Raw genomic sequence first — 26,862 nt, 5'->3', positions numbered from 1 at the left:
CATCACCTCAACGGGCGAAACTTAACTTTCCTGTATTTTCTCCACAGCTTATACACAGCTTCATACCGTGTATAATCACTTGTGTATGTCTTACTCATGCCGCCGATAGATTCGGAGGAAACACCGACCTCATTCGAGCGGTCAATCTTAATCATCATGGCAATTCCTTTTTTGACTGGTGACGGCAATTCAAGTAACCCCTCTTTGTTTAAAAAGGGGTTGTTGCAATACTCTTTTACATACTCAATGCCGTCTTGCAATTCAAGTTTCAGCTTTTCATCCTGTGACTCATCATCTAAAGGGATCTCTAAACGGGTTTTTAATTCAACTAACTCCATTATTCACCCCTCAATCCCACTACTTCATATGTTAGAAAGCAGCGGCAATGTATGTCATTGGCTGCGCTTCCTGATTGTCCAGGCGCAACTGCTGTGACACTATTTCCTAGATCAAATTGTTCATTGACCTTTCTACGCTGACCTTGTAACGCTTTATGATTTGCCTTCCGAGTTTGTCGGACCCGCGCATCATTAACGTTGTTCCATACCTTTTCCATAATGATGCCTTGTTGCTCAAACTCTTCAGCTTTATTGTGAGTAGCCTTTTCACGCACTCTATGAGCTTCTGTACGGGTTATTACAGTTGCTCTATAGTAAGAGGTATCAAAAGCATTTCTAACACGTCTAGCAATGTCTGAAAAGCGTTCGCGTTCAATAAACCCTCTTTCTATTGCGTCGTTTATATCCTTCACAATCATTACGCGATGCTTTTCCAATGCTTGTGTTAGCTTGAGTCCATACACAGCGTTCTTACGAGCTTCTTCAACTAACTTTGGCAAAGAAGGCGGTGCATTTCTTAGCTTTTGATCAATCATTGCTTCGACAACGGATGCCATCCAGTCATAAGAGAAATCATAAGTGTCTTCTAAGAGTCGTATGATTTCCTTTTGAGAGCGGGCATCTAGCTTGGACGCCAAAGCAATTATTTGAGACTTCAAGGCCTCAATATCGTCAAACTGATTAATGTCAGCATATGAAAGGTCTTCACCTTGATCTAATTTCTCGTACAGATCAGTAAGAGAACTCATAAATTCCTTTGAGGCTTCACGATACAGCTTTTTTAACCTTCTCATGGCCCCTCGTTCTTTAAGGTCCAACGGCTTCAAAAGCTCGTTTAAAAATTTCCCTTTATCCACCGTCATCCCCCTTATTCTTCTACTAGTTCTTCTGGAACTTCTTCAACTTCATCTTGTTCCTGCTTCTCGCCCTTTTTGTCGAGCTTATAGCCTAATTCTTTGTAGATGATTTCAAAGGCTCTTTCAGTGACATCAAGTGAATGCTTACCTTTTTTAATTTTCATTACTCTCCAGCAGCTCCTTTTGGCGTGATAGCAGCAAATGCATCATCATTAAGAGTCATAAATCCAACTTGTTGAGTAACACGTAAAGCTACTAAATCTTGCTCAAACAAGCTAATCGGTTTGCCATCTTTGTCAAGAGTACCTTCAAGCGTAGCATCTTCACTAATTTTGTATTCCATTCCTTGTGGGATACCGTATCTAGCCATGCTCCAATCACCAGCAAGTAGCGAAGCTTTATCATATTTCCAAGACTTAGAACTAACATAGCCGATTGGTAGACCTAGGGCCTCAGATGTGGCACCACCCTTTGGATCATTAAAAATCGGCAAGCCGTTTTCATCTTTTGCACCACGCAATTTTTGTTTAAAGCGTTTTGTTGTTGTAAATCCATTGGCGTCTTTATCAGATTCTTCTAAGAGCGCCATCACTGAGTTTAGCTCATCATACAAGCTTCCCAAGGAATCTAATTCGATTTTATTACCTTTAGATTCAATTCTCTCCATCACTGATACGCCTTTACCAAATGGAGAGCCAATACCAAATAAAGCAGCTTGGTCAAATTTAATAGCGAAAGCTTCTGCAATTGCTGGTTGCATTTCTGCGAAGAAGTCTGGCACAGAATAACGTAAAAACTCCTTTGAAACAGGAATGATAACGCCAAGTTTTTTAGAAATCATTTCTGCATTCAACCATGTTGCACCATCCGTTTTAATTCTTTCACCTTCACCAACCCAGTAAGCCCCAGGTCCAGAAGCTAAATAGGTAAACTCCTTTTTAGGCTTGGTCATTTCTTCATATTGCGCCAGCTGTGTCACTGCTGATTGTGTCAAAAAGTCTCTTAATACTAATGTTCCCGTTTCTTTAGGGACCGCCCCTGTCTTTGCGTCTTGTAGCATTACCATAATTATTTCCCCCTATTTTCTAATGTTTGCTTCTTGAGCAATTGTTCTAATATCAATGTTTCCAGTAGAATTACCTGCTCCGTTACCTCGTTCAATTTCACGGCCAGATTCTTTAAACTTTCCATCTACAGCAGCTTGCACGGCAGCATTGAATGATTCTTCAAGCTTGCTTAGATTTTCCAGTGTAGAATCTTCGTTTTCTCCAATAAAAAAGTCAATAACGTCCTTTGGCAACTTCTTTTCATCAGCTGCTTTAAGGGCTTTATTGACTAAAGTTTCTCTATTGCGGGCCGCTTTTTCTGCTTCAATTTCTTTTCTGAGCTTTTCTACTTCAAGTTGTTCAGGTGTTTTGGAAGGATTCCTTTTTGAAACCTCTTCCTCAACGATTTTTTCAAGGTTGTTCTCTTTCCAAGTCGCTAGACCTTTAGTAAAATGGGAATCCAATCGAGGCTGCAAGAGCTTCTTTCCTTCTTCTGTTTCTAGGAATCCTTTCACCTTGTCCGCTGACACGGCTGATAGTTCACCTACAAACGCTTTTACTTCTTCATTCTCTTTATTTTGTTCAAGAAACTGCTTAATTTCTTCAATATTCATTATTTCATCCTCCAAGCCATGTAGTACGAGCCTACACGTCTAAGTTTTCCGTCTTTTCACGACTTCCGGCAGGTCGATTGTCTAGCTCTTCATCTTCGTCCAAGCTGTAGATTGAATCTACTTTCACGTCATTCATTCTTTCGATTTCATATTGAACATCATCAACAAACGTAAGAAGTGACAGCCTTGTTTCTTCGCTTACAAGTCCTTTAAGTTTTGCCGTGGTTTCAGCTTCTTCTGCGATATTCGCAGGAAGGTTACGTGTGAACGTGAACCAAACTTTCAAATAATCATCATTACTAATAGCGGCGTTTTTTCGTGACCAAGCTGAACACAGCAACTTGTATTGGTATCTCAAAGCAGCAGTCATTTTCCGCTCCATCGTAATACATTTGTTTTCTAATGCCATAAGCTTGTACCGCATTGCAACGCCTGTTAAATTGCCGCCAAACGCTTCATCTGAGAAATTAACCGACTTAGAGAAACGCATAATGTTTTCTTCTAGCCGATTCAGATGATTTTCGATCATAGTATCGTTAATATCTTTCGTCAGAAACTTCACATCATCGTTGTCGCCAAATAACTCAAAGACTCCATGCTTTTTAAGCTTTTCAAGCGTTTCTTCATCCGCTCCCGCACCTTTAAAGATCATGTAAGCAAGTCGCAGCTGCTCTATCTCATTTGATGCGTCTGATAATGTGCGGTCATAAGCATCAATAAGAGAAAGAACCTTTTCTGAGTCCCCCATAAATTCATCATTGTTTGGCAAACCGAATAAAGGGCAGTGGTCGAATAGATGTTTATTAACTTCGATTTCTGTCCATCCATTCTCATTCTTCTCGAAATAATGAACGTGAGATGAGTCATAAAACTCCGTCTTTTCACGTTTGATCTGTTTTCCATCTACCCAGGTTGTCACCTCATAATATCGAAGAGCAAATTCAGGTTCAGTTATGTCATTGCCGCTACCAATAATGACCGCTTCCCACGGATCAATATTCACGGTCCTAACTTCTCCCGCTGTGTCAACATAAGCTAAGCGAGCGGCATACCCACAGATGGCTGCTTTCTTACCTAGTTCACTATCAGCATCTTCAATAGTATTCATCAGATTAAATCTATTGATCACTTCGACTAAAGCGCCGGATTCTGATACTTGGTTTTTGTCCACTTCATATGTTATCGGATGGCCAAACATGTAACCTACTTTTGTATCAACAATCTCACTATCAAAGCCGTTGTTTAATCGGTTATTAACTCGATTGTCTATTCTGAGGATCGCCCCTGTTTCAAAGTCCTCTTGATGTTCAATGGTAAAAGCGTCCCTTTGGAGAATCGGCACGCCATCAATGGACGCTTTGTATCTCTCGTACTGATTGATCATTTTCTCTCGCTGTGTTTTATGAGAACTTATAATCGCATCAATGACTTTGCTGTTAATCTCGTTTTCTCTTAAATACTGTACAAATTCATTCATTTGCTCACCTCGCTCCTTTACGCCTCATCGGTTTATTATGTGTATAAAGGGCATAACGCACTGAATCAAGCACATCGTCCCATTCTTTAACTGGATCACCCGTCTTTTGATTCCAGACGTACATAAAGATTTCTTTTTTAAACCGGTCAACTTTGTCTTCAACAACAAAAAGCCTGTTCTTCTTGAACAAGCCTGCTACCTCTTCTATACCAGACACTACAGCCTTATCAGCATTCAAGGCTCTTAACCTCTCACGCCTGAATCTAACAACATGTTCTGGCCGAGCGGTATCGCAATAAAAATTCATGCTGCCGTAACGCTCTTTTATATCTTTCGCCACTTTGACCCAATAATCTATTTCTTCATGTTGCGCTGCATGCTCTTCCAAGAGATAATAATTTTGTTTATCATCCTCTCCAATAACGACGATGGAACCAAAATGCTCATACCCCCAGTCAACGCCAGCGAAGTATTTTACAAAGTTGACGTTCTCTAATTGATCTGACCTGATGTAATGCACATCTTTGTTGAAATCTTTGTATATCACACCTTCTGGCGCAACCCAATAACCATGAATATCCCTGTCTGTAAACATGCCACTCGGTGTGGATGCCACTATACTTTCAACATATTCAGGATCAAGAAAGTTATTATCAAACAAAGAAAAGTGAAAAGCCCTGATGTTAAGGCGGCCGCTCTTTAATCTTTGCCCGTCTTTGTCGATGTAGTCTTTTTTTACGGTGTGCATTGGGTTTTCAGGGTTTGTATCCATCAAGACCATTGCGCCTTTGTACAAACAACGGGATATAACTTCCTTCACAAATGAATCATGAAGAGCGGTTGCTTCGTTTAAAAATGCGCCAGCTGATGTAAAACCCCTCGCTTTTTTCCAAGCGTCCACATTGGCACCATCGAAACAGTAGACCCGGTTGCCGAATATCTCAATGGCATTTGCTTTGTCGAGTCTAAGCTCTTTCTCTAATATCAATTCAAGGTCATTCAACACGTTACGTTTGATGGCTGCTTGAGTAGCGCCACCGATGATAAATGAAAGACCCTTGTTTTGATATTTGCTAATGTGAGCAAGGAATGCTAAAAGAAGCACGAATGTTTTTCCTGCTCTCTTTGCTCCACTACACAAAAGGATTTTAGGACGCTCTTTTACGAAGCTGTCCCATACCTCTTTTTGCTTTTTATTCAACTCCATGTTCATTCACCATCTTTTGAAGCATTGAAGCAATTTTGTTTTCTCCGCTGTTTTCAAAACCACCATCAATTGCTTTCTTAGTCTTTTCAATGTTCAAGCGCATTTGCTCCAATTTAAGCCGTCTTTCGTCTGTCTCATGGGCTATGTTGTCAAACTGCTTTATCAAGCTTCTCAGCTCAGACATTGCCCTAGATTGAGCGTTTAGGAATGTAGCATGACGGTCCCAAGCAAACTGAAATTCGTATTCTTCTTCTTCGGTTTCTTTTTCTTCAAGGTCGCCCTCATGAAAAACGTACCGTGCTTTTTTCAGCTCTTTGATCATTTCGTCTTTGCTCTCAACGAACATGATCTTCTGCGCTCTTACGATTGCTGTGAACTGAATTTGTATTTGCTCCCAAAGTAAGTCAACGGGCGAAAACTCCTGAATGTCCTGCATGATCTCAAACGCTTCTGCTGGCATGTGCTTTGAATAAAAGCCGTGCGTCTTTGCGTTTTGGTTTCTTGCAGGAGAACCGCCGCTATTTCCGATAGCGTTTTTGTTCCCAGGTTGCCCACCTTTTTTTGTGTGCACACTTTTTTCTTTGGGTGCACCCTTTTTCCTTTCCCAACCATGCCGCTTTTTCCACGATTTTATGGTGTTGATCGACACCCCGTATTTCTCGGCAAGGTCCTTGTATTTCATGCCTTTGACGTAATCTTTCTCCGCCTGAATGTGCTTGGATTCCATCTATATTCACCTGCCGCCTCCTTCTGATTCGTGTTGTTTTGGGATTTTTATTTCCTCTAAACTGCCGCCGCACTCTACCTTTAAGCCGATGCTTGGTGTAAAGGTTCACCGGAAGCAGTTTACAGGGAACAAAAAAAGCACCCCAAAACGGGTGCTTAAATTAGTTTGTAAAGATCTTTGATTGATTTAGCATAGTTGAATTCATGAGCTTCATTACAGTCTTTTGCATCAAATTCAATCTCTTCACCGTTCTCAAAAGTGAAAGTCAAATTAGCTTCTCTTCTTCCACTAAAAGTAAGATTTTTTTTAACAATCCTACTCTTATAGAAATCCAAACCGAATCGTTCCTCTTTTTGTTTGGCAATGAGTAAACCCGATTCTAAGAAGAAATAATGTTCGGCACTATTGATATCGAAGGGGTTTTTAGAATAAATAAATTTAATTTCATCTCCCTCAATAAATTCATAAACTCCTTTAGCCATAATCTCATAATAGTCATAATTTGTGTCTGTTATGAAGTTTTGAAAATGATTTTTAAAAATTTCAACATATTCCATTTTTTCACCTCCCACCCTTAATATCGGCAGAAAGTAAGTATATGGAACTATTCGCAGAATTTGTCGAACAAAAATCACTTTTCATCTTTTTCTTTTCTCGCCTTTACTTGCTCAAATGTTTTTAACATGGTACCTGAAATAATTCTATCTTTTCTGCTTTTATTCAATGATCTCATTACTATTATAAGTGCTACAGCCCACACAATTGTAAGTACCCATGTGTCCTCGTAAATTTTGAATGCTGTAGTAATATACACAGTAATAAATGGAGTTAAGAACGCAAAATATCTAGCAGGATCTCTTTCGTTATCGATATTATGAAATCTAGAAATAGCAAACTCTAAACATTCAATGTCTAGATCATAAAGCAATGACACACTTCTTTTATATTGATTCTTTTTTTTACCATATCTAAATTCTTCTAAAAAATAAGCAAGTAAGTCTTTTGCTCGATATGTGTAAATCACATCTTCTAGTTCCTTTAATCGTTTATTATTTTGCTTAATATTAGTGGCTGATTTCTTCTTTTTACTCAATTTCACTCACTCCTCGACATTAATATCGGAGAAGATTGATAAAATTGTGGTGTCCGCAAAATTTGTCGAACGAATCCCAAGCTCGCAAGAGTAAGTGAAAATATATTAATTTGTGGAGACACGGGAAAATTATGCCTCCCCGTCCTGCCTTCCATTTTACACTACGGATTTTTCATCATTCAACAAGTGCACAAAGTGGCAATATTGGCATAATTGGTCGATGATATTATCTTTCATTTGCCGTACCTTTTCACGAGACAGCCCCAAGTGAAGTCCAATGGCCCGATAACTCATACCTTCCATCATGCAGTCATAGACCACCCTGTTTTTCTCTCCTTCGATTTTGCTTGCTGCTGCCTCTATTGCATATACACGTTCTTCAAACTTACGAAGTCTCTTAAACAATCTTTCTTCCCTCATATCCATGTCACGTAATTCAGCTTGGCTCTTTCCTTTGCTCCCCTTTGGCAATGTTGCCTCGATGCCGTATTGAGCAACGCCCCAGCTGCGCATAGGGATGTCAGTACCGTATAAAACACGCTGGAGCCGCTGAACCTCTTTCGCCATCCAGTGATAATTGTGAATGAGTCCTTCAATCTCTTTTTTATTCATGCTGTACCCTCCCGTTATTTACGCTTGTACGCCCCGCCTTTGGCTCTTTTTAAACGTTGCATGTTTTGCCCCATCAGCTCACGTATCTCTCTTTCTGTAAGCTCCTGCGGTCGTTTTTTCGGCTTTTCCTTCTTCATGGTGTTGCTCCTTTCCTACAAATAAAAAACGGACACCAACCAGCACCCTTAAAAGGTGTTGATCAGTGTCCGCAGGCTCTCCGTCTTGGACTTATGTTGATTTTTTTTTGAATAGTTTACCAAGAGACAAATCTAAAATAAACCAAGCACTTATAAAACAAGTAATTATAGAAACACTTAACAAAATAGCCATAATTGTTTGCTGAGGATAAAATTTAAATATATCCCAGGACTCATTCAAAGAATAAAATCCAAATGTACAGAAATAAATAAAGACACCCGCACTGAAATACAAATTTAATTTAGCAGGGATACCCATTGCTTTTTCATTGTTATCAACTTTGTCACCTAGTAAATTTTCTTTCAGATCCATTAACTGTTTTGCTATATTAGATTTTTGTTGAACTGATATGAAATTTGTCTCAAAAATATCTTTTAGCAAATGATTTATAACTTGATCTACATTATTTATTTCTGATCTCTTGACGCTGTTAGATTCTGAATAAGCTTGACTTAGAGATTCTATAAGTAAGACAGATGGAATTTGCCCCTCTGATACAAAATTTTTAACTGTTCTAATTAACTCCATGTTTGCATTTGCAATTCTTTTCTTATAGTATTTTCTTCTGAAAAAGTACACAACTGAATTAATAAAAAATGAGCTTATTACCGTTGTAACAAAGCTAATAACCCAAGCATTTGACAAAAAATCCATTTTAATCAACCTTTTTTACTTTAATTATACAATATAAAAAAATTTCAGCCTATATTTTGATAATTTAAGTGTCATTTCCTCACCTCGAAAGCGGGCGTATAAATGTATCCCTTAACGCCTGTCCAATTGGTGTTTTTATATATCGTCATTTTGATACGGTGCGTGCCTGCTGTGTGATTTACTGTGTAAAATTCCTTTGCTGGTGTGGCTGTTTTGAAAGAACCGACCAAACTAAACCGCTGATCCTTCCATTTGCCATTTACTCGTTTTTGCAAAGTGAAACGATAATAGACCGTTTTATTACCCGTTTTACGTGCTGTCACGTCGATTGATTTAGCTCTCGGCGTATACGAATTAGCATCCGTCGATACGCTGACTGTATGCCCGCCAATTGTTTTATATCCGCTCGTTACTGCCGCAGCGGACGGCGCATAAAGCACCGCCGCAATAATAATAGTTAGTGTGATTAGTAGTTTTTTCATTTAAATTCCCCCAATATTTATTCCCATATAAGTTAAATAAATTTTCACATGGATTATATTTGAATATATAGTATTATTAAACTTGTAAGACTATTATCCCAAACTAAAAGGAGCGTCAATCATGCAAATTAAAAAAGTAATTGCAAGTTCAGTTCTATCACTCGCTTTGCTAGTTTCTTCATCTGCTTTTTTTACTGCTCAAGCAGAAGCTGCTAGCCCTAATGAAACATGGAAGCTTTGCACTTCAGAAATATTTGGTCCGTACTCTTCTAGAAATGCAATACCGGCTATTTATAACGACGGCACCTATAATTGGTACTTAAAAGGCGCGAAAACTTACTCAGGTATTTGGTATGGTGCATATGAACGTTGCTGGTACTCAACACTTACATGAATACTACTTTTATAAGAGGGAATCTTCCCTCTTTTTTTATAGCAAACTCGGGTTATTTTCGTTCATCGTGCTTCCTCCAATAGATCAGGATTTTGATAGATGTTGCCGACAACTTCGATATGCTGATGTTTGTTGAAATACTCATGAGCATTCCAAACTCCGAACATGTAGCAGCCCTTATGCATACACACCTTTCACATAATTGGATCAACTTCACCGTGCAATCGGAGACTACATCCCCTCATAAATATCAACGTTGTTCTTATCTCTCAATCCGGTAAACTGCATTTCGTGACAGCTGGGATAATAATCAAATTGATCGCTAGCCTCGGCATAATCTGGTATAGAATAAGGAATCCCCCCTGGTGTCAAACCTACTTCATAGACCATTTCAGGCTAATAGTTTTATGTATCATTTTTGTGTTCCCACCTTTATGCTTCAAAAATTGAACCTGCCTTCTTTGCAATCTGAAGCAATAAAACTAATCGGTGACACCTTTAATGTGACTTATTCTTTTGCCACCACCCGCTTAGAAATGTTTAGAAGAAAAAGCTTTGCTTTTTCTTTATATGAGAATACTTTAAAACAAATTAATTGAGAAGGAGGCCGTTTAACATGGCGTACTTTAGAAAGGTTCCAGCGAAGAATAAAAAAGGCTACACATACTCTTTTACAATTGAGTTAGGAAAAGACCCTATCACTGGTAAAAGAAAACAGGTTACGCGTAGAGGATTTGAAACAAAAAAAGAAGCTGAGGTCGTTGCCAACGAACTTGAAAACCAGATCAATAAAAATACTTTTATTTTAGATAGTAACGTTCTTCTTTCATCGCATGTAGAAAAATGGTTGGATCTAGTTGCAAAAAGAAAAGTAAAGGAAACAACTTTCAAAAATTACCGCAGAGTAGTTAAAAACAAAATAATACCTTTGCTGGGCCATTTCAAATTAAACGAGATCAAACCAGCACATATTGAACATTTTATTGCAAAGTTATTAGAAGAGGGACTTTCTGAAAGATATATAGAATATATATTTGCTGTTCTGTATGGATGCATGGAAAAAGCGGTTGATTGGGAGTTGATTAATAAAAACCCACTAGACAAAGTAAAGGTACCTCGTGGGCGTAGAAGAAAATACGTTACTTGGACAAGGGAAGATGTAAACAAATTTTTAAACGTGGCTAAATTTGTGACAGCACCTGTGTATCATGCTATTTTCACAACTGCCCTTTACACTGGCATGAGGCGCGGTGAACTTCTCGGGCTTAAATGGGAAGATGTTGATTTTGATGATAGTACAATTCACGTAAGAAGAAATTTGATATATGATGACGAAGGCTTCCGTTTCGGGACATTGAAAACAGAATCATCGGAAAGAGATATTACAATTGAAGATTACCTAGTCGAATGTTTGAAATCTTATAGTATTAAGCAACTTGAAGTAAAAATGAGTTTAGGAAAATTATATGATGATCAGGATCTTATTTTCGCTAGACAAGATGGCAGACCGATTTATCCTCGTACCTTAACTGAAAACTTCAATAGAGCGACTAAAGAAGCCGCTCTACCAAAAATACGTATTCATGACTGCCGTCACACTCACGCAACGTTATTATTAGAAGCTGGTGTATCGTTAAAAGAAGTTCAAGAACGCCTTGGCCATTCATCTATTAAAATGACTGGTGATATTTACGCTCATGTAACTCCAAAAATCAAAGCAAGAACAGCACAAAAATTTGGTGATTACATGAAATTATAAGGCTAAGTGGTCAAAATGTGGTCAATTACGCTTTCATGGCTTCCCAAACCTTATTATTTAAGGGATAAAGACGCCACGCACTCCACATGACTCGTATGCGGAAACATATCCACAGGCTGCACTTCATCTGTCACATACCCACCATCTTCAAGAATACGCAAATCACGCGCTAGCGTCCCCGGATTACAGGAAACATAAACAACGCGTTTTGGTTTCATCTTTAAAATCGTATCAAGCAGTGCTTCGTCGCAGCCTTTTCTTGGCGGATCGACGACGAGGGTGTCTGCTTTGATGCCTTCTTTATACCAGTTTGGGATAACAGTTTCTGCTTCACCGACTGCGAATTCGACGTTGTTGATCCCGTTTAGGGCAGCGTTGCGTTTAGCGTCTTCAATCGCTTCTGGCACAATTTCTACGCCGTATACTTTGCCTGCTTTTTGTGCGAGAAATAAGGAAATCGTACCGATTCCGCAGTAGGCATCGATGACGGTTTCTTCGCCTTGCAGCTCTGCATATTCAAGCGCTTTGTCATAAAGAACCTTTGTTTGGGCTGGGTTCACTTGATAAAACGAGCGGGCTGAAATAGCAAATTTGATGTCACCAATCGTGTCATAAATGTATTCTTCTCCCCATAAAACAGTCGTTTCGTCTCCGAAAATGACATTTGTTTTCTTTGAATTCACGTTTTGCACAATTGACCGAACGTGTGGGAAGCGTGCTATAATTTGCTCAATCACCTGCTGCTTTTGCGGAAAGTCAGCCGTTCTAGTAACAAACACAACCATCATTTCACCTGTTGCAATGCCGTAGCGAACCATCACATGACGCAGCCAGCCTTTGTGCCGCTCTTCGTTATATGCTTTGATGCCAAACGCATTACATATGTCTTTTACTGCCTGTACCACTTCGTCATTTTCTGACTGCTGGATCAAACATTTTTCCATATCGATGATTTCATGGGTACGCTGCTGATAAAATCCTGCAACTAGTCCGCCTTCGCGTTCGCCAATTGGAACTTGTGCTTTGTTTCTGTAATTCCAAGGGTCTTCCATGCCGAGTACAGGATGAACTTTTACACGGCTCATATCAAGTTTGCCGATCCGCTCTAAAACGTCCTTTACTTGTTTCTGTTTAAATAGCAGCTGGCCTTCATAGCTCATGTGCTGAATTTGACAGCCTCCGCACTGCTTATAGATAGGACATGGCGCATCTTGCCTATGCTGACTTTCCTTTGTCAGCTCCATGAGTCGCCCAAAAGCAAATCCTTTTTTCACACGTGTGACCTTGATTTTCCCTTGTTCGTCTGGAAGGGCATTCGGTACAAAGACAGGGAACCCTTCAATTTTCGCTACACCTGCACCTTCGTGCGTTAAGTCTTCGAAGGTTACATTGTAGTATTCATTCTTTTCAACAGGCGGTTTCATTTTCACCAATTTTATCACCTCATTTGCAAAGAAAAACTTGGCGCCATAAGGAACCAAGTTCAATCTCTACCCTATTTTTTCAGCTGTTGCTTTTGGCACTATAAACTCAATATGACGATACAGGTTTTCAAATTCACCTGGCAGCATGCCGCCGAATTCGCCATCTAAATTCAATTGCATTTTATCTTTTACATCTACCTTTACGCGATTCGCTTTTGTGTAGATGACATTGTTATCATGAATATGCTCGCCTCGCAGTGCAAGGCTGACTACTCGAATGGCTTCTGCTAAATTGACCTTCTTTAAAATAATCAGGTCAAACATTCCATCATCTAAAACAGAATCTGGCGCTAGCTTTTCAAAGCCGCCTACTGAGTTTGTGAGTGAAACAAGAAACAGCATGATTTCTCCATGAAACAATTTGCCGTCATATTCAATTTCGACTTCTGTCGGGCGGATAGAAGGAAGCATCTCCATGCCTTTTAAATAATAAGCAAGCTGTCCAAGCATTGTCTTCAGCTTACTAGGCACTTCATAAGTGAGCTCTGTTAACCGGCCGCCGCCTGCAATATTAATAAAATAATGGCCATTGACTTTACCGATATCAAGCGGCTTCGCTATACCATCTATAATGGCATCTGTTGCTTTTAAAACACCTTCTCGTGGAATGCCAAGTGCTCTTGCGAAGTCATTTGTTGTTCCAACCGGAATAATTCCTAGTTTTGGTCTTTTTTCAAGCGGCGCTAGTCCATTGACGACTTCATTGATCGTGCCGTCTCCACCTGCTGCTACAATTAAATCAAAGTCTCTCTGTGCAGCTTTTTCAGCTGCTTGTGTCGCATCTCCTGCACATGTCGTTGCATGACAAGATGTTTCATAGCCAGCTTGTTCAAATTTTTGCAAAACCTGCGGCAAATTCTTCTTGAAGAGTTCACGCCCAGATGTCGGATTGTATATAATTCGAGCACGTTTCATTCATCATCATCCTATATTCATTATGCAATCTATTTTCACCACTAACAACCTTTAATTATACTATGAGATTTGAAAATGGCAACAGAACAACACCCTAATATGAGAAATCTCCTGCCACATTTCCCTCAGCAAGAAAGCATTTTGATAAGATAAAAGAAAACGCTGTAAAGGATGGTTTGCGATGAAAAAGCATGTCTATTTTAATCATGATGGCGGTGTTGATGACCTCGTCTCGTTATTTCTTCTCCTTCAAATGGAACATCTGAAAGTGATTGGGACGTCTGTGATTCCTGCTGATTGTTATTTAGAGCCAGCTCTCAGTGCGTCTCAAAAAATCATCGATCGATTTAGCCCTTATGAAATTGAAGTCGCTGCTTCAAATTCTAGAGGCGTCAATCCTTTTCCGAAAGAGTGGCGCATGCATGCTTTTTATGTAGACGCCTTACCTATTTTAAACGAGAAAGGCACTGTTGATACAAAAGTGTCCAAGCTTCCAGCACACCTTCATTTAATCGAAACCGTTAAAAAGTCAGCAGAACCTGTCACGCTTCTCTTTACAGGTCCGCTCACAGACCTTGCACGCGCCTTAGAAGAAGATCCTTCAATCTCTAATAAAATTGAAAAATTGGTATGGATGGGGGGTACATTTCTTGAAAAAGGCAATGTTGAGGAACCCGAGCATGATGGGACAGCAGAATGGAATGCATTTTGGGACCCTTATGCTGTCAGCACTGTCTTCAAGGAACGCTTTCCTATTGATATGGTCGCACTTGAAAGCACGAATCAAGTTCCGCTTACACCTGATATTCGTCAGCGCTGGGCTTCCCTTCGTTCTAATATTGGAATAGATTTTATTGGGCAGTGCTACGCCTTTTGCCCGCCTCTCATTCATCACGAAACCAACTCGACTTACTACTTATGGGATGTGCTGACAACGATCACTCTTGATTCCTCATCATTTACTCGTTCAAAGGAAATGAATGCGATCGTTTACACCGAAACGCCAAAGCAAGGACGTACCGAAGAACATACAGATGGAAAATCAATTCAAGTGATCGACCATGTCGATCGTGACGCATTTTTCCAAGCATTTGAAGAGCTTATGAGAAGAGCTGTTTGTCAGATTTCAACATAAAAAAGCCCCGCCATCAAAGCGGGGCCCCATCTCAATCTTCTTCTACGTATTTCTTTTTGCGTTTAAATTTGCTTAACACTTCGTATACGATTGGTACAATAACCAGTGTTAGCAATGTTGAACTTGCGAGACCCCCAATGACTGTGACGCCAAGTCCTTTTGAAACAATTTGGCTTCCGCCTTCAAATCCTAATGCTAACGGAAGAAGTGCCCCAATTGTCGCAAGTGCCGTCATTAAGATTGGACGTACTCTTATTGTACCAGCTTCCAGTAATGCCTCTCTTGTTGAGAGTCCTTCTTTTTCTTTATTAATGACTCGATCAATTAAGACAACGGCATTTGTTACGACTATTCCTATCAGCATCAACAAGCCAATCATTGCGTTTAAGCTGATCGTTTCTTTCGCTACAAACAATCCGACCAAGGCACCAATGACTGTGAACGGTAGTGAGAACAGGATCGCAAATGGTGCAAGCCCTCCACCGAATGTGATAACTAATACCAGATACACAATGGCAATGGCAGCTAACATCGCAATCCCTAATTGTGTGAAGGATTCCTGAATATCTGCGCTCACACCGCCCGAATCAATAGTTACACCAGATTTCAAGTCGAGCTTGTCGACCTTTTTCTGTACGTCTTGTGTGATACTCGCTACGTTGTCCGTTGTCATATCTCCGGATACTTCAGCGTAGATTTTACCGTCACGTTTCGTGATTGTATTTGCCGTTGTTCCTTCTTTGACCTTCACTACATCTCCGATTCGGATTTCTTGCCCTGTAGGTGTCGTGATTTTTTTGTCTTCTAAATCTTTCTTACTCTTGTATTCGTCTTTATCTGTTTGAAGCTTCACATCAATTTCTGTGCCATCCTCTGTCACCTTCGTTAAAGTGATTTCATTGCTTTGAGGCGCAATCTCTTGTGCGATTTGTGAAGCTGTAAGACCTAGTTTAGCAAGCTTCTCTTGGTCTGCGTTAAATGTGTATTCAGCGTATTTATCAGCCAAGCTTGTGCTCACGTTTTTCAAATTCTTCTCGTCTTTTAAAATCTTTTCTACATCGTTTACTGTGCCTTCAATGTCACTTGCTGTATCGCCATACACATAGTAAGTGACAGAATTACTCGCACCGGAAGATGAGAAGTCTTGTAACTTCCAGTCACCTTGAGATGCATTTTTTTGAAGGTCTTTACTAATTTTTTCTTTTTCTTTTTCAAAGTTCGGTGTGTCACCTTCATATTTGACAAAGAAGAGAGCACCATTTGAAGTTCCACCAGCATTTTCCATCAGAGCATTTGACGTACCTAATGAATATTGAACTGTATCGACATGCTCACGTTTCATTAAGTACTCTTCTGCTTTCTTCGCTTCATCTTTAGCCTGTTCTTTTGTTTGTCCAGGCTCAGGTGTGTACGTGATTATTGCTGTTTTTTCACTTTCCTGTGGCAAGAAGCTAACGCCAACAAGTGGTGCTAAGAATAAGCTTCCGACAAGCATAAGAACGGCAATTCCAGACGTAATCCATTTATGATTTAATGTCCAGTTCAACACACGTCTGTAGCCAAGTGCTAGCTTGCTTGGCTTGTGTTCTTTGAGCTCTTTTCTATCGCCATACAAGTTTTTCTTAAACAAGCTGTGTGCCATCATTGGAACGACCGTAACGGCAATAAGAAGTGATGCAAGTAAAGCAAACACAATTGTTAATGCAAATGGGATAAATAATTCACCGATCATGCCACCAACTAGTGCTAATGGCAAGAACACAGCAATTGTGACTATCGTTGAAGACATAATTGGCAAGAACATTTCTTTCGTTGCTTCTCGTACAAGGGCTTTTCCTCGTAACGGTTCATCTTTGAGTGCCATCCGTCTGTATATGTTTTCTATGACGACAATGGAGTCATCCACGACACGACCAATTGCAACGGTCATCGCGCCAAGGGTCATAATGTTCAGCGTAATATCGAGCTGATTTAAAATTAAGATAGCAATTAACAGTGATAACGGGATCGAGATGACCGAGATCAATGTTGATCTGATGTCACGAAGGAACAAGAGAATAATCATAATGGCAAAGATGGCACCAATGATTGCTTTATTCAGCATTGTGCTGACAGATTCTTTGATTGGCTCTGCCTGATCATAAGTTGAACTTATGTTCATTCCATCGTTGTCTTTTTTAAATTTGTTTAGTTCTTTTGTGACTTCTTCTGCAACACTGACTGTGTTTGCATCAGATCCCTTCATAATTTGAAGTCCGATACTATTTTTACCGTTAGTTCTTGAGACTGATTCTGCTTCTTTCACTACTTTGATATTGGCTATTTCAGATAACTTCACTGTTGGAAGCTCTACAGACTGACTGCTTGCTGCTGCTTGTTGCTCAGCACTTCCAACTGCACCTGTATTTCCTATTCCGCCAGAGGCATTACCGGCCCCTCCTGTCACAGGAATACGCATATTTTTCAAGTCTTTCACGCTGAAAATGTTACCGTCCACGACAACCGATTTTTGCTTGTTGCCAAATGTGTATAAACCAAGTGGCAAGTTCACATCGGAACCTTTGATGATGTTTTGAACGGTTTCTTCATCTAAACCATATTCTTCGAGTTTCTTTTGTTTAAATGAGAATTGCACTTCTTTGATTTGTTGACCAGATGCTTCTACAGATGAGACACCACCCAGACCTTTGAGTGCAGGGATCAAATCATTTTCAACTTTTTCAGTTAATTCCTGTAAGGATTCTTTATCGCCAGACACACTGAGTGCTAAAATTGGAATAGCGTTAATGCTGAAACGTGCGATTTTTGGTTGTTCCGCATTTTCTGGGAAGTTGATATTGCTAATCGCATCTTCAATTTCTTTTTTCGCCTCATCCATGTCTTTGCTATAGTCATATTCAATTTGAATGGATGACGCATTTTCATATGAATTGGAAGTGACGACACTCACTCCATTTAGGTTTTGGATCGATTTTTCAATTGGATCGGTCACCTTATCTGATACTTCGTCCGGCGTTGCGCCAGGATACGTTGTAGAAACCGTAATGACTGGAGTGTTGATATTCGGGATTGATTCTTGTTTCATATTCAATCCAGCATATAGACCAGCAACTGTTACGATAATTGTCATGAGCCATACAGCGAACTTATTCTTTAATACAAAATTGATGATCGAATTCATTATGTCCTCCATTTTCCTTTATGTATTGACTGACTGGTCATTCTATATCATAATAAACGGTGATATACAATGCCGTCAACCATTTCTCTTGCGTTTGACGTAACATTCTAAAGCTGAAGGGGCCTTATTTCATGAACGAAAAAAAAGAAAAAATCATTAAAGCAAGCATCCAGTTGTTTGCGAAAAAGGGTTTTTCTTCTACGACCATTCAGGAAATAGCAGATGAGTGCGGAATATCGAAAGGCGCGTTTTATTTGCATTTCAAATCAAAAGAACAGCTTTTCAACCGAGCGTTCGAATATTATATTGACACGTCTATGCAAAGTATTGAAACGATTCGAAAAGAGAATCAGCATCTCGCGCCGAGAGAGATCTTCCAGAAGCAAATCGCTGAACAGTTTCAGCATTTTGCTGAGAACAAGGACTTTATCATTTTGATCCTCAGCGAGAATATTATTCCAGAAAACCAGCAAATTAAAAAGTATTCAAAAACTGTGAAAAAGCAAATGAATGATGAAATTCAAATTTCCATCTTGACCACTTATGGACAGGAGATCGAACCATATTTAACTGACCTGTCAGTCATGATTCAAGGAATCATCCAATCGTATGTGCAGGTGCTGCTTTTACAAGATCAGATGCAATTATCATTTGATGAGCTCTCTTCCTTTATACTCGAACGGTTTGATGATTTGGTTCAAGGTATACTTCGTTCTCAGACGAAACCGATCTTAAAGCCAACCATTTGGGGCGATGAAGCGCCGAGTGCTGCTTCCCTTCAAGAGGAGCTTCGTTTGTTAAAGCTTGAGCATTTGCTTTCTGATGATACCCTTGTATCCATTGAAGTCATTGAAGAAGAACTGGCGAAAGCTGAGCCTCGTAAGCCAGTCATTCAAGGGATGCTGACGAATTTAGAAAAGTGTGAGGACCCTGCTGTCTTAAAAGTAGTTGAACAATTGAAGCTGTTTCTTCAATAACATTACGTGCTGTTTTTCCGATTCGTTCACCTTTATCCCCCTTCGAATGTGCACTTTCGCTTATACTTCATTATAAGAAAAGAATCTCCGAATTGATATACGGCGGTGGTCTGAATCTATGATAAGACCCTGTCATTTCAAGCAAAAAAAACCGCCTCTTCTCATGAGGCGGTTTTTGCTATTGTTCATTAGCGTTTTTTGATTTCTTCTAGGAGAATCTTGTTGACCATCGGCGGGTTCGCTTGTCCCTTCGATGCTTTCATGATTTGTCCGACTAAGAAACCAATCGCGCGGTCTTTTCCATTTTTAAAGTCTTCGATGGATTGCGGGTTGTTATTAAGTGCTTCTGTGACAAGTTTGAGCAGGGCACCTTCGTCAGAAATTTGGACAAGCCCTTTTTCTTTGACGATTGTTTCTGCGTCTCCCCCATTTTCAATCAGCTCTTTGAATACCTTTTTGGCAATCTTAGAAGAAATCGTTCCTTTTTCGATGAGATTGATCATGCCAGCCAGGCCTTGCGGCGTTAGCTTTGTATCTTCCAGCTCTTTTTGAGCTGAATTTAAGTAGGCAGATACTTCACCCATCAGCCAGTTTGAAGCTTGCTTCGCTTCTGCACCTTCTGAAATGGTTGCTTCAAAGAAATCAGACATTTCTTTTGTCAGCGTCAGCACCATCGCATCATATGCAGGAAGCCCAAGCTCATCGATGTAGCGTTTGCGGCGCTCGTCTGGAAGCTCTGGGATCGATGCTCTTACGCGTTCTTTCCACTCGTCATCAATGTACAGCTCCACCAAATCTGGTTCTGGGAAGTAGCGGTAATCATCTGACCCCTCTTTGACACGCATGAGGATCGTCTTTTTAGACGCTTCGTCATAGCGGCGAGTTTCTTGTTCGATCAAGCCGCCAGAAAGCAATACTTGCTCTTGACGTTTCTCTTCGAATTCAAGACCTTTTTGTACGAAAGCAAATGAGTTCAAGTTCTTGAGCTCTGTTTTCGTTCCAAACTCTTCACGACCGATCGGACGAAGTGAAATGTTGGCATCACAGCGAAGTGAGCCTTCTTCCATCTTACAATCAGATACGCCTGTATATTGAATAATAGATTTTAGTTTTTCTAAGTAAGCATACGCTTCTTCTGGTGTGCGAATGTCTGGCTCAGATACGATTTCAACAAGCGGTGTGCCTTGACGGTTGAAGTCGACAAGTGAATATCCGTCGCCTGTGTGCGTCAGTTTACCTGCATCCTCTTCCAAATGGAGACGCGTAATACCGATTCGTTTCGTTTTGCCTTCTACTTCAATTTCAATCCAGCCGTTTTCACCGATCGGTTTATCAAATTGAGAAATTTGATACGCCTTTGGGTTATCAGGATAGAAGTAGTTTTTACGGTCAAATTTTGTATCTGTTGCGATCTCGCAGTTTAGCGCCATTGCTGCTTTCATTGCAAAGTTCACCGCTTCTTTGTTCAATACAGGCAGTACGCCAGGATATCCAAGGTCGATGACACTTGTTTGCGTGTTGGCAGCTGCACCAAAAGGTGTCGGCGAGCTGGAGAAAATTTTTGATTGTGTTTTTAGCTCAACGTGGACTTCAAGTCCAATTACCGTTTCAAAGTTCATTCTGATTCACCCCTTACAGTTCAGGTTTTGCTTTATGATGATCTGTTGCTTGCTCGAAAGCGTGAGCCACGCGGTAAACCGTTCCTTCATCAAAGTGCTTACCAATGATTTGCAGTCCTAACGGAAGACCGTTTGCAAATCCACAAGGCACACTGATTCCTGGAACGCCTGCAAGGTTCACAGGGATCGTTAAAATATCGTTCGCGTACATTGTCAGTGGATCGCTTGTCTTTTCACCAATCTTAAATGCAGGAGTTGGTGTTGTTGGTCCTACAATGACATCATACTTTTCAAAAACATCTTCGAAGTCTTTTTTGATCAATGTACGGACTTTTTGCGCCTTTTTATAGTATGCATCATAATATCCTGAGCTAAGAGCGAATGTGCCAAGCATGATGCGGCGTTTCACTTCGTTTCCAAAGCCTTCAGAACGAGTATTTTTATATAAATCAATCAGGTTTTCTGCATTATCTGTACGGTAGCCATAACGGATGCCGTCAAAACGCGCAAGGTTTGCAGATGCTTCTGAAGAAGACAGTAAGTAGTAAGTCGCAAGCGCATATTTAGAATGCGGAAGTGACACTTCTTCCCATGTTGCACCAAGTCCTTCTAATACTTTTAACGCTTGAAGAACAGACTCTTTTGCTTCCTCGCCAACACCTTCTCCAAGGTATTCTTTTGGCACTGCAATTTTCATGCCTTTGATGTCGCCAGTTAATGAAGAAAGAAAATCTGGGACGTCGACATTTGCACTCGTTGCGTCCATTTGATCGACTCCAGCAATCGCTTGAAGAACGTATGCGTTGTCCTCTACGTTACGCGTAATCGGCCCGATTTGATCTAATGAAGAAGCAAATGCGATTAAGCCGTATCTAGATACACGGCCATACGTCGGCTTCAGACCCACAACGCCGCAGAATGATGCCGGCTGGCGAATCGAACCGCCCGTATCTGATCCAAGTGAGAATGGTACTTCACCTGCTGCAACAGAAGCTGCTGAGCCACCACTTGATCCACCTGGAACAGTGTTTAAATTCCACGGGTTCTTCGTTGCTTTGAAGCCTGAGTTCTCCGTAGAAGATCCCATTGCAAATTCGTCCATATTTAATTTACCGATTGTGACTGCTTCCGCATCTCTTAAACGATTGACAACCGTTGCATCATAAATAGGATCAAAGTTTTGCAGGATTTTACTAGATGCTGTTGTACGTAAATCCTTTGTGACGATGTTATCTTTCACACCGATTGGCATACCGAACAATAGACCAAGCTCGTCCTTTTCACCAACTGCCTCGTCCAATTCCTTTGCATACGCACGAGCTTTCTCTTCGTCCAGTGCAAGGAATGCTTGTACTTTCCCGTCTACTTCATTGATTCGTTTATAAGACTCGTCCACTAAATCAGAAACAGACAGTTCCTTTTTATGTAAAAGCTCTTTTAATTCAGAAATTTTGTGATCAAACAGTGACATGCCTCAGGCCTCCTTTAGTCCAAAATTGATGGCACACGAATATAGCCGTCTTTATGATCAGGCGCGTTTTTGATGACTGCCTCAATGGAAAGACCTTTATTCGGAACATCTTCTCTCATGACGTTTTTCATTTTTAATACGTGTGTTGTTGGTTCAACGTTTTCCGTATCTACCTCGTTTAACTGCTCTGCAAATGAAATGATGCTATCAAGCTGTTCAGTAAACATCTCAGCTTCTTCCTCTGTAATTGCAAGCCGTGCCAAATGCGCCACGTGCTTTACTTCTTCTATTGAAATTCTAGACATGCAGGTTCACCTCCAAAAATGATACGTGTTCGTGGTCATGATCATAAGTCATATACACTTTATCATATCAAATTTTACTGTTCTAAAGCAACTTTACGCAGGGGCTGTAAGAGGCATTTTCTCTCGAAGCATCATTGTGATTCAACTGATGAAGAAAATAGGCATGCAGACACCCTTTTATTTTCAGAAAATTTTTACTTTTTTCCTCTTTTGTAAGCGCATACAAACTGATTCGTATCACCGATCTGTCCATTTTTTCTTCAAAATAGGGAGGTTTAAGAAGGTTGATCACTTGGGAATACTCTGTTAGGTTAAGTAACCATAGCAGTGAGAAGGGCATTCAATCAAAAAACTAGCCCTGACACTTCTGGATATTTTGATTGAGGTGATGTCAAATTTATACGAAAAAGGTGAGAACACAAAATGAGTATTGAAGTTACAATTTCCTTATCTATTTATTTTATCGGGATGCTTGCCATCGGTTGGTATGCATTCAGGAAAACACATGATTTAAATGATTATATGCTTGGTGGACGCGGACTTGGTCCATTCGTTACAGCTCTTTCAGCAGGTGCTGCGGATATGAGCGGCTGGATGCTGATGGGTGTACCAGGTGAAATGTATAAAACAGGTTTATCGACTACCTGGCTTGCGATTGGTCTCATCGTCGGTGCTTACTTGAACTATCTCATTCTTGCACCTCGTTTACGTTCTTATACAGAGATTGCTGATGATGCCATTACGATTCCTGATTTCTTTGATAAACGATTCAAAGGATCATCTTCATTATTAAAAGCTGTATCAGCTGTCATCATTTTAATTTTCTTTACGCTGTATACATCGTCTGGGATGGTATCAGGCGGACGTTTATTTGAGTCAGCATTTGGAGCGAACTACATGTTTGGACTGATTTTGACGTCAAGTATTGTTATTTTGTATACATTGTTTGGTGGATTCCTGGCAGTGAGCTTAACGGACTTTGTCCAAGGAGCTATCATGTTTTTAGCATTAGTGCTCGTGCCGATCGTTGCCTTTACACAATTAGGTGGACCTGTTGCCACATTCCAAGATATTCAACAGATTGACCCTAAATTGCTTGATATTTTTAGAGGAACGAGCGTCATTGGCATTATATCCTTCCTCGCTTGGGGACTAGGTTACTTTGGACAACCGCATATTATCGTGCGCTTTATGGCGATTACGTCCGTCAAAGACTTAAAACCAGCACGCCGCATCGGAATGAGCTGGATGATTATTTCAGTAATTGGTTCACTATCTGTCGGTTTAGTTGGTGTTGCCTATGTTCATGAAACGGGTATGAACCTTGCTGACCCAGAAACCATCTTTATCGTCTTTTCTAAGGTGCTGTTCCATCCATATATCACTGGATTTTTACTTTCTGCCATTTTAGCGGCGATTATGAGTTCAATTTCGTCTCAGCTGCTTGTCACAGCAAGTGCGATGACAGAGGATTTATACAGAACATTCTTTAGAAAAAAAGCATCTGATAAAGAGCTTGTGATGATTGGCCGTATGTCTGTACTCGTTGTCGCTGTGATTGCCCTTTGCCTTTCACTTAACCCAAGTGATACCATTCTTGACCTTGTTGGTTATGCGTGGGCTGGATTTGGTTCTTCATTCGGTCCAATCATCTTACTTTGCCTATACTGGAAACGAATGAATCACCATGGTGCCCTAGTTGGGATGATTGTTGGTGCGGTTGTGGTTCTCACATGGATCACGACAGGCCTTAACCATGCAACAGGTATTTATGAAATGATTCCTGGCTTTACGTTAAGTGGATTAGCTGCCATTATTGTGAGCTTATTGACAAGTAAGCCGTCAAAAGCATCAAAACAGCTATTTACCAAAATGGAAAATCATCTTGAAGAAGAAACAAAATAAAGAACATGAAGGGTCGTCCGCCTTATGCGGATGACTCTCTTTTTAAATTAAATAAAAAGCTTTTCTTTCTTCCGATTCTGAATAAAATAAGAGTTGTGCAGCCATATGGGCTGTGAGAAGATCATATACATGATGTGAAACGTACATGAAGTGAAGGAGCGATACGCATGTTTTGGACAATTGAATGGGATACAGTCTTAAAATTAGCCGTGGCCACCTTAATCGGTTTGATTATTGGGCTTGAACGCGAGCTGAAGAAAAAGCCGCTCGGCTTAAAAACGTGTATTGTCATTGCTGTTAGCTCCTGCGTGTTAACCATCATCAGCATTGATGCAGCCTACAATTTCCCTCGAGTCTCTAGGCTTCAAATGGACCCACTCAGGTTACCGGCGCAAATTATATCTGGTGTTGGTTTTATTGGAGCAGGTGTCATTCTGCGAAAAAGCAATGATGTCATCTCAGGTCTCACGACTTCTGCGATGATCTGGGGAGCAGCAGGACTTGGGGTTGCTACAGGTGCAGGATTTTATAAAGAAGCCTTCCTCAGTCTTTTCTTTATTCTGATTAGTGTCGAATTTCTACCGTGGCTCTTCCAGCGGATCGGACCGATTCGCTTACAGGAAAAAGAAATCCGCATCAGAATGTCTCTTTCTGATCGAAACCGCATGACGGATATTTTAAAAGAAATGAAAGCCCTTAACATTCGCATTCATTCTGTTCGTATTGATGATTTAACAGAAAAGAACTATCCGATTATGGAAGTACGCGTACGCGTGCATAAAGATCGCTATACAACTGATGTGTATTTTGATATTAAAGATCTAGAAGGCGTCGTTGGCGTCAAGTGTGATACGGTATAAAAGGTGATGAGGCAAAAGTCTCATCACCTTTTTTTATGGGAAAAGGGGTTGAACCATTGCCTTCATTCAAATAAAATACAAATTATGAAATAAATGATAAAAGGGGATTTTTCATGGGCTATATGGATCGTAAAAAACGTATTTTTCTTATGAGTGGGATTCTAGCGGTACTCGTATTCGCTGCTTTATTGACCTCACATTATGTCACTCCCGTCTCAACAAATGCAGCAGACAAGAAACAAACGAAAACACCAAAAAATGTTATTTTTATCATTGGCGATGGAATGGGGATGCCCGTGATCAAAGCCTACCGCACATTCAAGCAGGAAAAACTTGGTTCTCCAAAAGCACAAACCGTCTGGGACCCGTATTTAGTCGGGATGCAGACCACACACCCAGATGATCCTCGAGATAATATTACCGACTCAGCTGCCGCAGCCACGGCCATGGCGACTGGAAAAAAGACATACAATGATGCCATCGCCGTCAACCAAGAAAAAGAACCTCTTAGAAGTGTCGTTGAAGCAGCAAAGGAAGCACAAATGAAAACAGCCTTTGTTGTCTCATCTGACATCACCGATGCGACACCTGCCGCTTTTGGCACACATAACGTCTCCCGAAAAAACAAAGAACAAATTGCAGACCACTTTTTTGATGAGAAAATAGGTGGAGAGCACAAAGTTGATATCCTTCTAGGTGGCGGCATGCAATATTTTGACCGAAAAGACCGTGATCTTGTGAAAGAATTTGAGAAGAGCGGGTATTCCATACTAAGGTCAAAAGATGATTTAACTACCCAATCATCTTCAAAAATGCTCGGCTTATTCCAGGAGGACGAGCTGGATCGAGCCATCGATCGACCAAAGCATGTGCCTACTTTAAAAGACATGACGCAGTCAGCATTAACCCAATTAAATCAAGACAATTCGCATGGGTTTTTCATGCTGCTTGAAGGTAGTACCATTGATTCTGCTGGACATGAAAATGATGTGGTCGGCGCAATGAGTGAGATGGAGGATTTTGAGAAAGCAGTCCAAGCGGCTCTTCAATTCGCTAAAAAGGATCAAGAAACACTCGTTGTCATCACAGCAGATCATGCGACTGGCGGCTTTTCGTTTGGTGCAGACGGCATGACAAGTGAAACCGGCTATAAATGGGACCCAGCACCCATTTTAGCTGCTAAGAAAACACCAGTGTATATGGCAAAGAAAATCGCAGGCGGACAATCGGTACGTGATGTCCTTCACACCTATATTGATTTCTCGCTCACAAAAGAGGAAATCTCACAGGTGGAGAAAGCGGCACAATCAGGGAAGACCGGTAAGATTCAACTCAGCATTCAACACATCTTTGATCAACGTTCTTTCTCAGGCTGGACAACTTTTGCTCATACAGGTGAGGATGTCCCTGTCTATGCATATGGACCTGGGAAAGCAGCATTTCAAGGCTGGATCGATAATACAAAGCAAGGAAAGAACCTGTTTCATATCATTGAATCACCGTCCACCTATCGCCCATAAAAAACAATCCCCGCCTCATCACATAGGCGGGG

General features: G+C 40.5%; 28 protein-coding genes and 1 pseudogene. 8 read left to right on the top strand and 21 right to left on the bottom strand.

Annotated elements, in window-relative coordinates; all coding sequences use genetic code 11:
- Positions 1–2: 2 nt before the first annotated feature.
- The 14 genes from NST39_RS03850 to NST39_RS03785 form a co-directional block, all read right to left on the bottom strand.
- Positions 3–338 (bottom strand): phage head-tail connector protein, encoded by a 336-nt coding sequence (locus tag NST39_RS03850; RefSeq protein ID WP_341027179.1) that lies wholly within the window; start codon positions 336–338, stop codon positions 3–5.
- A complete protein-coding gene (locus NST39_RS03845) occupies positions 338–1,195 on the bottom strand; it encodes a phage minor head protein (protein WP_341027178.1) in 858 nt (285 codons plus the stop codon). Before NST39_RS03845 ends, NST39_RS03850 begins: the two co-directional genes overlap by 1 nt.
- An 11-nt stretch (positions 1,196–1,206) precedes the next feature.
- Positions 1,207–1,359: a hypothetical protein gene (locus tag NST39_RS03840; RefSeq protein ID WP_185847327.1), complete on the bottom strand. Its 153-nt coding sequence runs from the start codon at positions 1,357–1,359 to the stop codon at positions 1,207–1,209.
- Positions 1,359–2,261: a phage major capsid protein gene (locus NST39_RS03835; RefSeq protein ID WP_113768169.1), complete on the bottom strand. Its 903-nt coding sequence runs from the start codon at positions 2,259–2,261 to the stop codon at positions 1,359–1,361. Before NST39_RS03835 ends, NST39_RS03840 begins: the two co-directional genes overlap by 1 nt.
- Before the next feature lie 12 nt (positions 2,262–2,273).
- Positions 2,274–2,855, bottom strand: a complete 582-nt coding sequence (locus NST39_RS03830) for a DUF4355 domain-containing protein (RefSeq protein WP_335351498.1) — start codon at positions 2,853–2,855, stop codon at positions 2,274–2,276.
- Between the two features lie 31 nt (positions 2,856–2,886).
- Positions 2,887–4,332 carry a phage portal protein gene (locus NST39_RS03825; RefSeq protein WP_341027177.1) on the bottom strand — a complete coding sequence of 482 codons (1,446 nt, stop codon included), beginning with the start codon at positions 4,330–4,332 and terminating at the stop codon, positions 2,887–2,889.
- Between the two features lie 4 nt (positions 4,333–4,336).
- Positions 4,337–5,539: a PBSX family phage terminase large subunit gene (locus tag NST39_RS03820; protein ID WP_341027175.1), complete on the bottom strand. Its 1,203-nt coding sequence runs from the start codon at positions 5,537–5,539 to the stop codon at positions 4,337–4,339.
- Entirely contained in the window at positions 5,526–6,266 is a 741-nt protein-coding gene (gene terS, locus NST39_RS03815; RefSeq protein WP_341027173.1) for a phage terminase small subunit, read from the bottom strand. The genes NST39_RS03820 and terS overlap by 14 nt, the downstream gene beginning before the upstream one ends.
- Before the next feature lie 155 nt (positions 6,267–6,421).
- The gene (locus NST39_RS03810) at positions 6,422–6,823 is read right to left on the bottom strand and encodes a hypothetical protein (protein ID WP_341027172.1); all 402 of its coding nucleotides are present in this window, start codon (positions 6,821–6,823) and stop codon (positions 6,422–6,424) included.
- A 74-nt stretch (positions 6,824–6,897) separates the two neighbouring features.
- Positions 6,898–7,359 (bottom strand): hypothetical protein, encoded by a 462-nt coding sequence (locus NST39_RS03805; protein WP_445662378.1) that lies wholly within the window; start codon positions 7,357–7,359, stop codon positions 6,898–6,900.
- A 156-nt stretch (positions 7,360–7,515) separates the two neighbouring features.
- Complete coding sequence (locus NST39_RS03800) at positions 7,516–7,971, bottom strand: hypothetical protein (RefSeq protein WP_075611153.1); 456 nt, start codon at positions 7,969–7,971, stop codon at positions 7,516–7,518.
- 14 nt (positions 7,972–7,985) lie between these two features.
- On the bottom strand, positions 7,986–8,108 hold the full coding sequence (locus NST39_RS03795; protein WP_258521774.1) for a hypothetical protein: 123 nt from the start codon (positions 8,106–8,108) through the stop codon (positions 7,986–7,988).
- Between the two features lie 91 nt (positions 8,109–8,199).
- Positions 8,200–8,823 carry a hypothetical protein gene (locus NST39_RS03790; protein ID WP_341027170.1) on the bottom strand — a complete coding sequence of 208 codons (624 nt, stop codon included), beginning with the start codon at positions 8,821–8,823 and terminating at the stop codon, positions 8,200–8,202.
- A gap of 71 nt (positions 8,824–8,894) precedes the next feature.
- Positions 8,895–9,305: a hypothetical protein gene (locus NST39_RS03785; RefSeq protein ID WP_341027169.1), complete on the bottom strand. Its 411-nt coding sequence runs from the start codon at positions 9,303–9,305 to the stop codon at positions 8,895–8,897.
- A 121-nt stretch (positions 9,306–9,426) separates the two neighbouring features.
- On the opposite strand from NST39_RS03785, the gene NST39_RS03780 reads away from it, so the two are divergent.
- Positions 9,427–9,699 carry a hypothetical protein gene (locus tag NST39_RS03780; protein WP_341027167.1) on the top strand — a complete coding sequence of 91 codons (273 nt, stop codon included), beginning with the start codon at positions 9,427–9,429 and terminating at the stop codon, positions 9,697–9,699.
- Between the two features lie 62 nt (positions 9,700–9,761).
- On the opposite strand, the gene NST39_RS03775 is transcribed toward NST39_RS03780, so the two are convergent.
- A complete protein-coding gene (locus NST39_RS03775) occupies positions 9,762–9,866 on the bottom strand; it encodes a YopX family protein (protein ID WP_341027165.1) in 105 nt (34 codons plus the stop codon).
- Between the two features lie 222 nt (positions 9,867–10,088).
- Between NST39_RS03775 and NST39_RS03770 the strand changes: the two are divergent.
- A pseudogene (locus NST39_RS03770) lies at positions 10,089–10,298 on the top strand (ImmA/IrrE family metallo-endopeptidase); the annotation flags it as partial.
- A 17-nt stretch (positions 10,299–10,315) separates the two neighbouring features.
- Positions 10,316–11,458 (top strand): site-specific integrase, encoded by a 1,143-nt coding sequence (locus tag NST39_RS03765; protein ID WP_341027164.1) that lies wholly within the window; start codon positions 10,316–10,318, stop codon positions 11,456–11,458.
- Positions 11,459–11,511: 53 nt separating this feature from the next.
- On the opposite strand, the gene rlmD is transcribed toward NST39_RS03765, so the two are convergent.
- Complete coding sequence (gene rlmD / locus NST39_RS03760) at positions 11,512–12,888, bottom strand: 23S rRNA (uracil(1939)-C(5))-methyltransferase RlmD (RefSeq protein ID WP_341027163.1); 1,377 nt, start codon at positions 12,886–12,888, stop codon at positions 11,512–11,514.
- A 60-nt stretch (positions 12,889–12,948) separates the two neighbouring features.
- Positions 12,949–13,857: a diacylglycerol kinase gene (locus tag NST39_RS03755; RefSeq protein ID WP_044141563.1), complete on the bottom strand. Its 909-nt coding sequence runs from the start codon at positions 13,855–13,857 to the stop codon at positions 12,949–12,951.
- 181 nt (positions 13,858–14,038) lie between these two features.
- On the opposite strand from NST39_RS03755, the gene NST39_RS03750 reads away from it, so the two are divergent.
- Positions 14,039–14,992, top strand: coding sequence for a nucleoside hydrolase (locus NST39_RS03750; RefSeq protein WP_341027162.1), 954 nt, complete (start codon positions 14,039–14,041; stop codon positions 14,990–14,992).
- Positions 14,993–15,023: 31 nt separating this feature from the next.
- Here the strand turns inward: NST39_RS03750 and NST39_RS03745 are convergent, their stop codons facing one another.
- Positions 15,024–18,173, bottom strand: a complete 3,150-nt coding sequence (locus NST39_RS03745; RefSeq protein ID WP_341027161.1) for an efflux RND transporter permease subunit — start codon at positions 18,171–18,173, stop codon at positions 15,024–15,026.
- 131 nt (positions 18,174–18,304) lie between these two features.
- Between NST39_RS03745 and NST39_RS03740 the strand changes: the two genes are divergently transcribed.
- The gene (locus NST39_RS03740; RefSeq protein WP_319610649.1) at positions 18,305–19,150 is read left to right on the top strand and encodes a TetR/AcrR family transcriptional regulator; all 846 of its coding nucleotides are present in this window, start codon (positions 18,305–18,307) and stop codon (positions 19,148–19,150) included.
- 188 nt (positions 19,151–19,338) lie between these two features.
- Here NST39_RS03740 and gatB read toward each other — a convergent pair whose 3' ends face one another.
- The 3 genes from gatB to gatC are packed head-to-tail and all read right to left on the bottom strand — an operon-like array spanning position 19,339 to position 22,545.
- The gene (gene gatB / locus NST39_RS03735; RefSeq protein WP_341027160.1) at positions 19,339–20,769 is read right to left on the bottom strand and encodes an Asp-tRNA(Asn)/Glu-tRNA(Gln) amidotransferase subunit GatB; all 1,431 of its coding nucleotides are present in this window, start codon (positions 20,767–20,769) and stop codon (positions 19,339–19,341) included.
- 13 nt (positions 20,770–20,782) lie between these two features.
- Positions 20,783–22,240 (bottom strand): Asp-tRNA(Asn)/Glu-tRNA(Gln) amidotransferase subunit GatA, encoded by a 1,458-nt coding sequence (gatA, locus tag NST39_RS03730; RefSeq protein WP_278178147.1) that lies wholly within the window; start codon positions 22,238–22,240, stop codon positions 20,783–20,785.
- A 14-nt stretch (positions 22,241–22,254) separates the two neighbouring features.
- Complete coding sequence (gene gatC, locus NST39_RS03725) at positions 22,255–22,545, bottom strand: Asp-tRNA(Asn)/Glu-tRNA(Gln) amidotransferase subunit GatC (RefSeq protein WP_003213898.1); 291 nt, start codon at positions 22,543–22,545, stop codon at positions 22,255–22,257.
- Between the two features lie 423 nt (positions 22,546–22,968).
- On the opposite strand from gatC, the gene putP reads away from it, so the two are divergent.
- The 3 genes from putP (at position 22,969) to NST39_RS03710 (ending at position 26,830) form a co-directional block, all read left to right on the top strand.
- Positions 22,969–24,450: a sodium/proline symporter PutP gene (gene putP / locus NST39_RS03720; protein WP_341027159.1), complete on the top strand. Its 1,482-nt coding sequence runs from the start codon at positions 22,969–22,971 to the stop codon at positions 24,448–24,450.
- Positions 24,451–24,617: 167 nt separating this feature from the next.
- Positions 24,618–25,310 (top strand): MgtC/SapB family protein, encoded by a 693-nt coding sequence (locus NST39_RS03715; protein ID WP_012009182.1) that lies wholly within the window; start codon positions 24,618–24,620, stop codon positions 25,308–25,310.
- Positions 25,311–25,423: 113 nt separating this feature from the next.
- Positions 25,424–26,830, top strand: coding sequence for an alkaline phosphatase (locus NST39_RS03710; protein ID WP_341027158.1), 1,407 nt, complete (start codon positions 25,424–25,426; stop codon positions 26,828–26,830).
- Positions 26,831–26,862 lie beyond the last annotated feature (32 nt).

This window comes from Bacillus sp. FSL W8-0645, from assembly GCF_038007905.1.
In the GTDB taxonomy this organism is placed as follows: Bacteria; Bacillota; Bacilli; order Bacillales; family Bacillaceae; genus Bacillus; species Bacillus pumilus.
The sequence above is the reverse complement of the archived record's forward strand: the minus strand, read 5'-3'. Positions and strand labels throughout refer to the sequence as shown.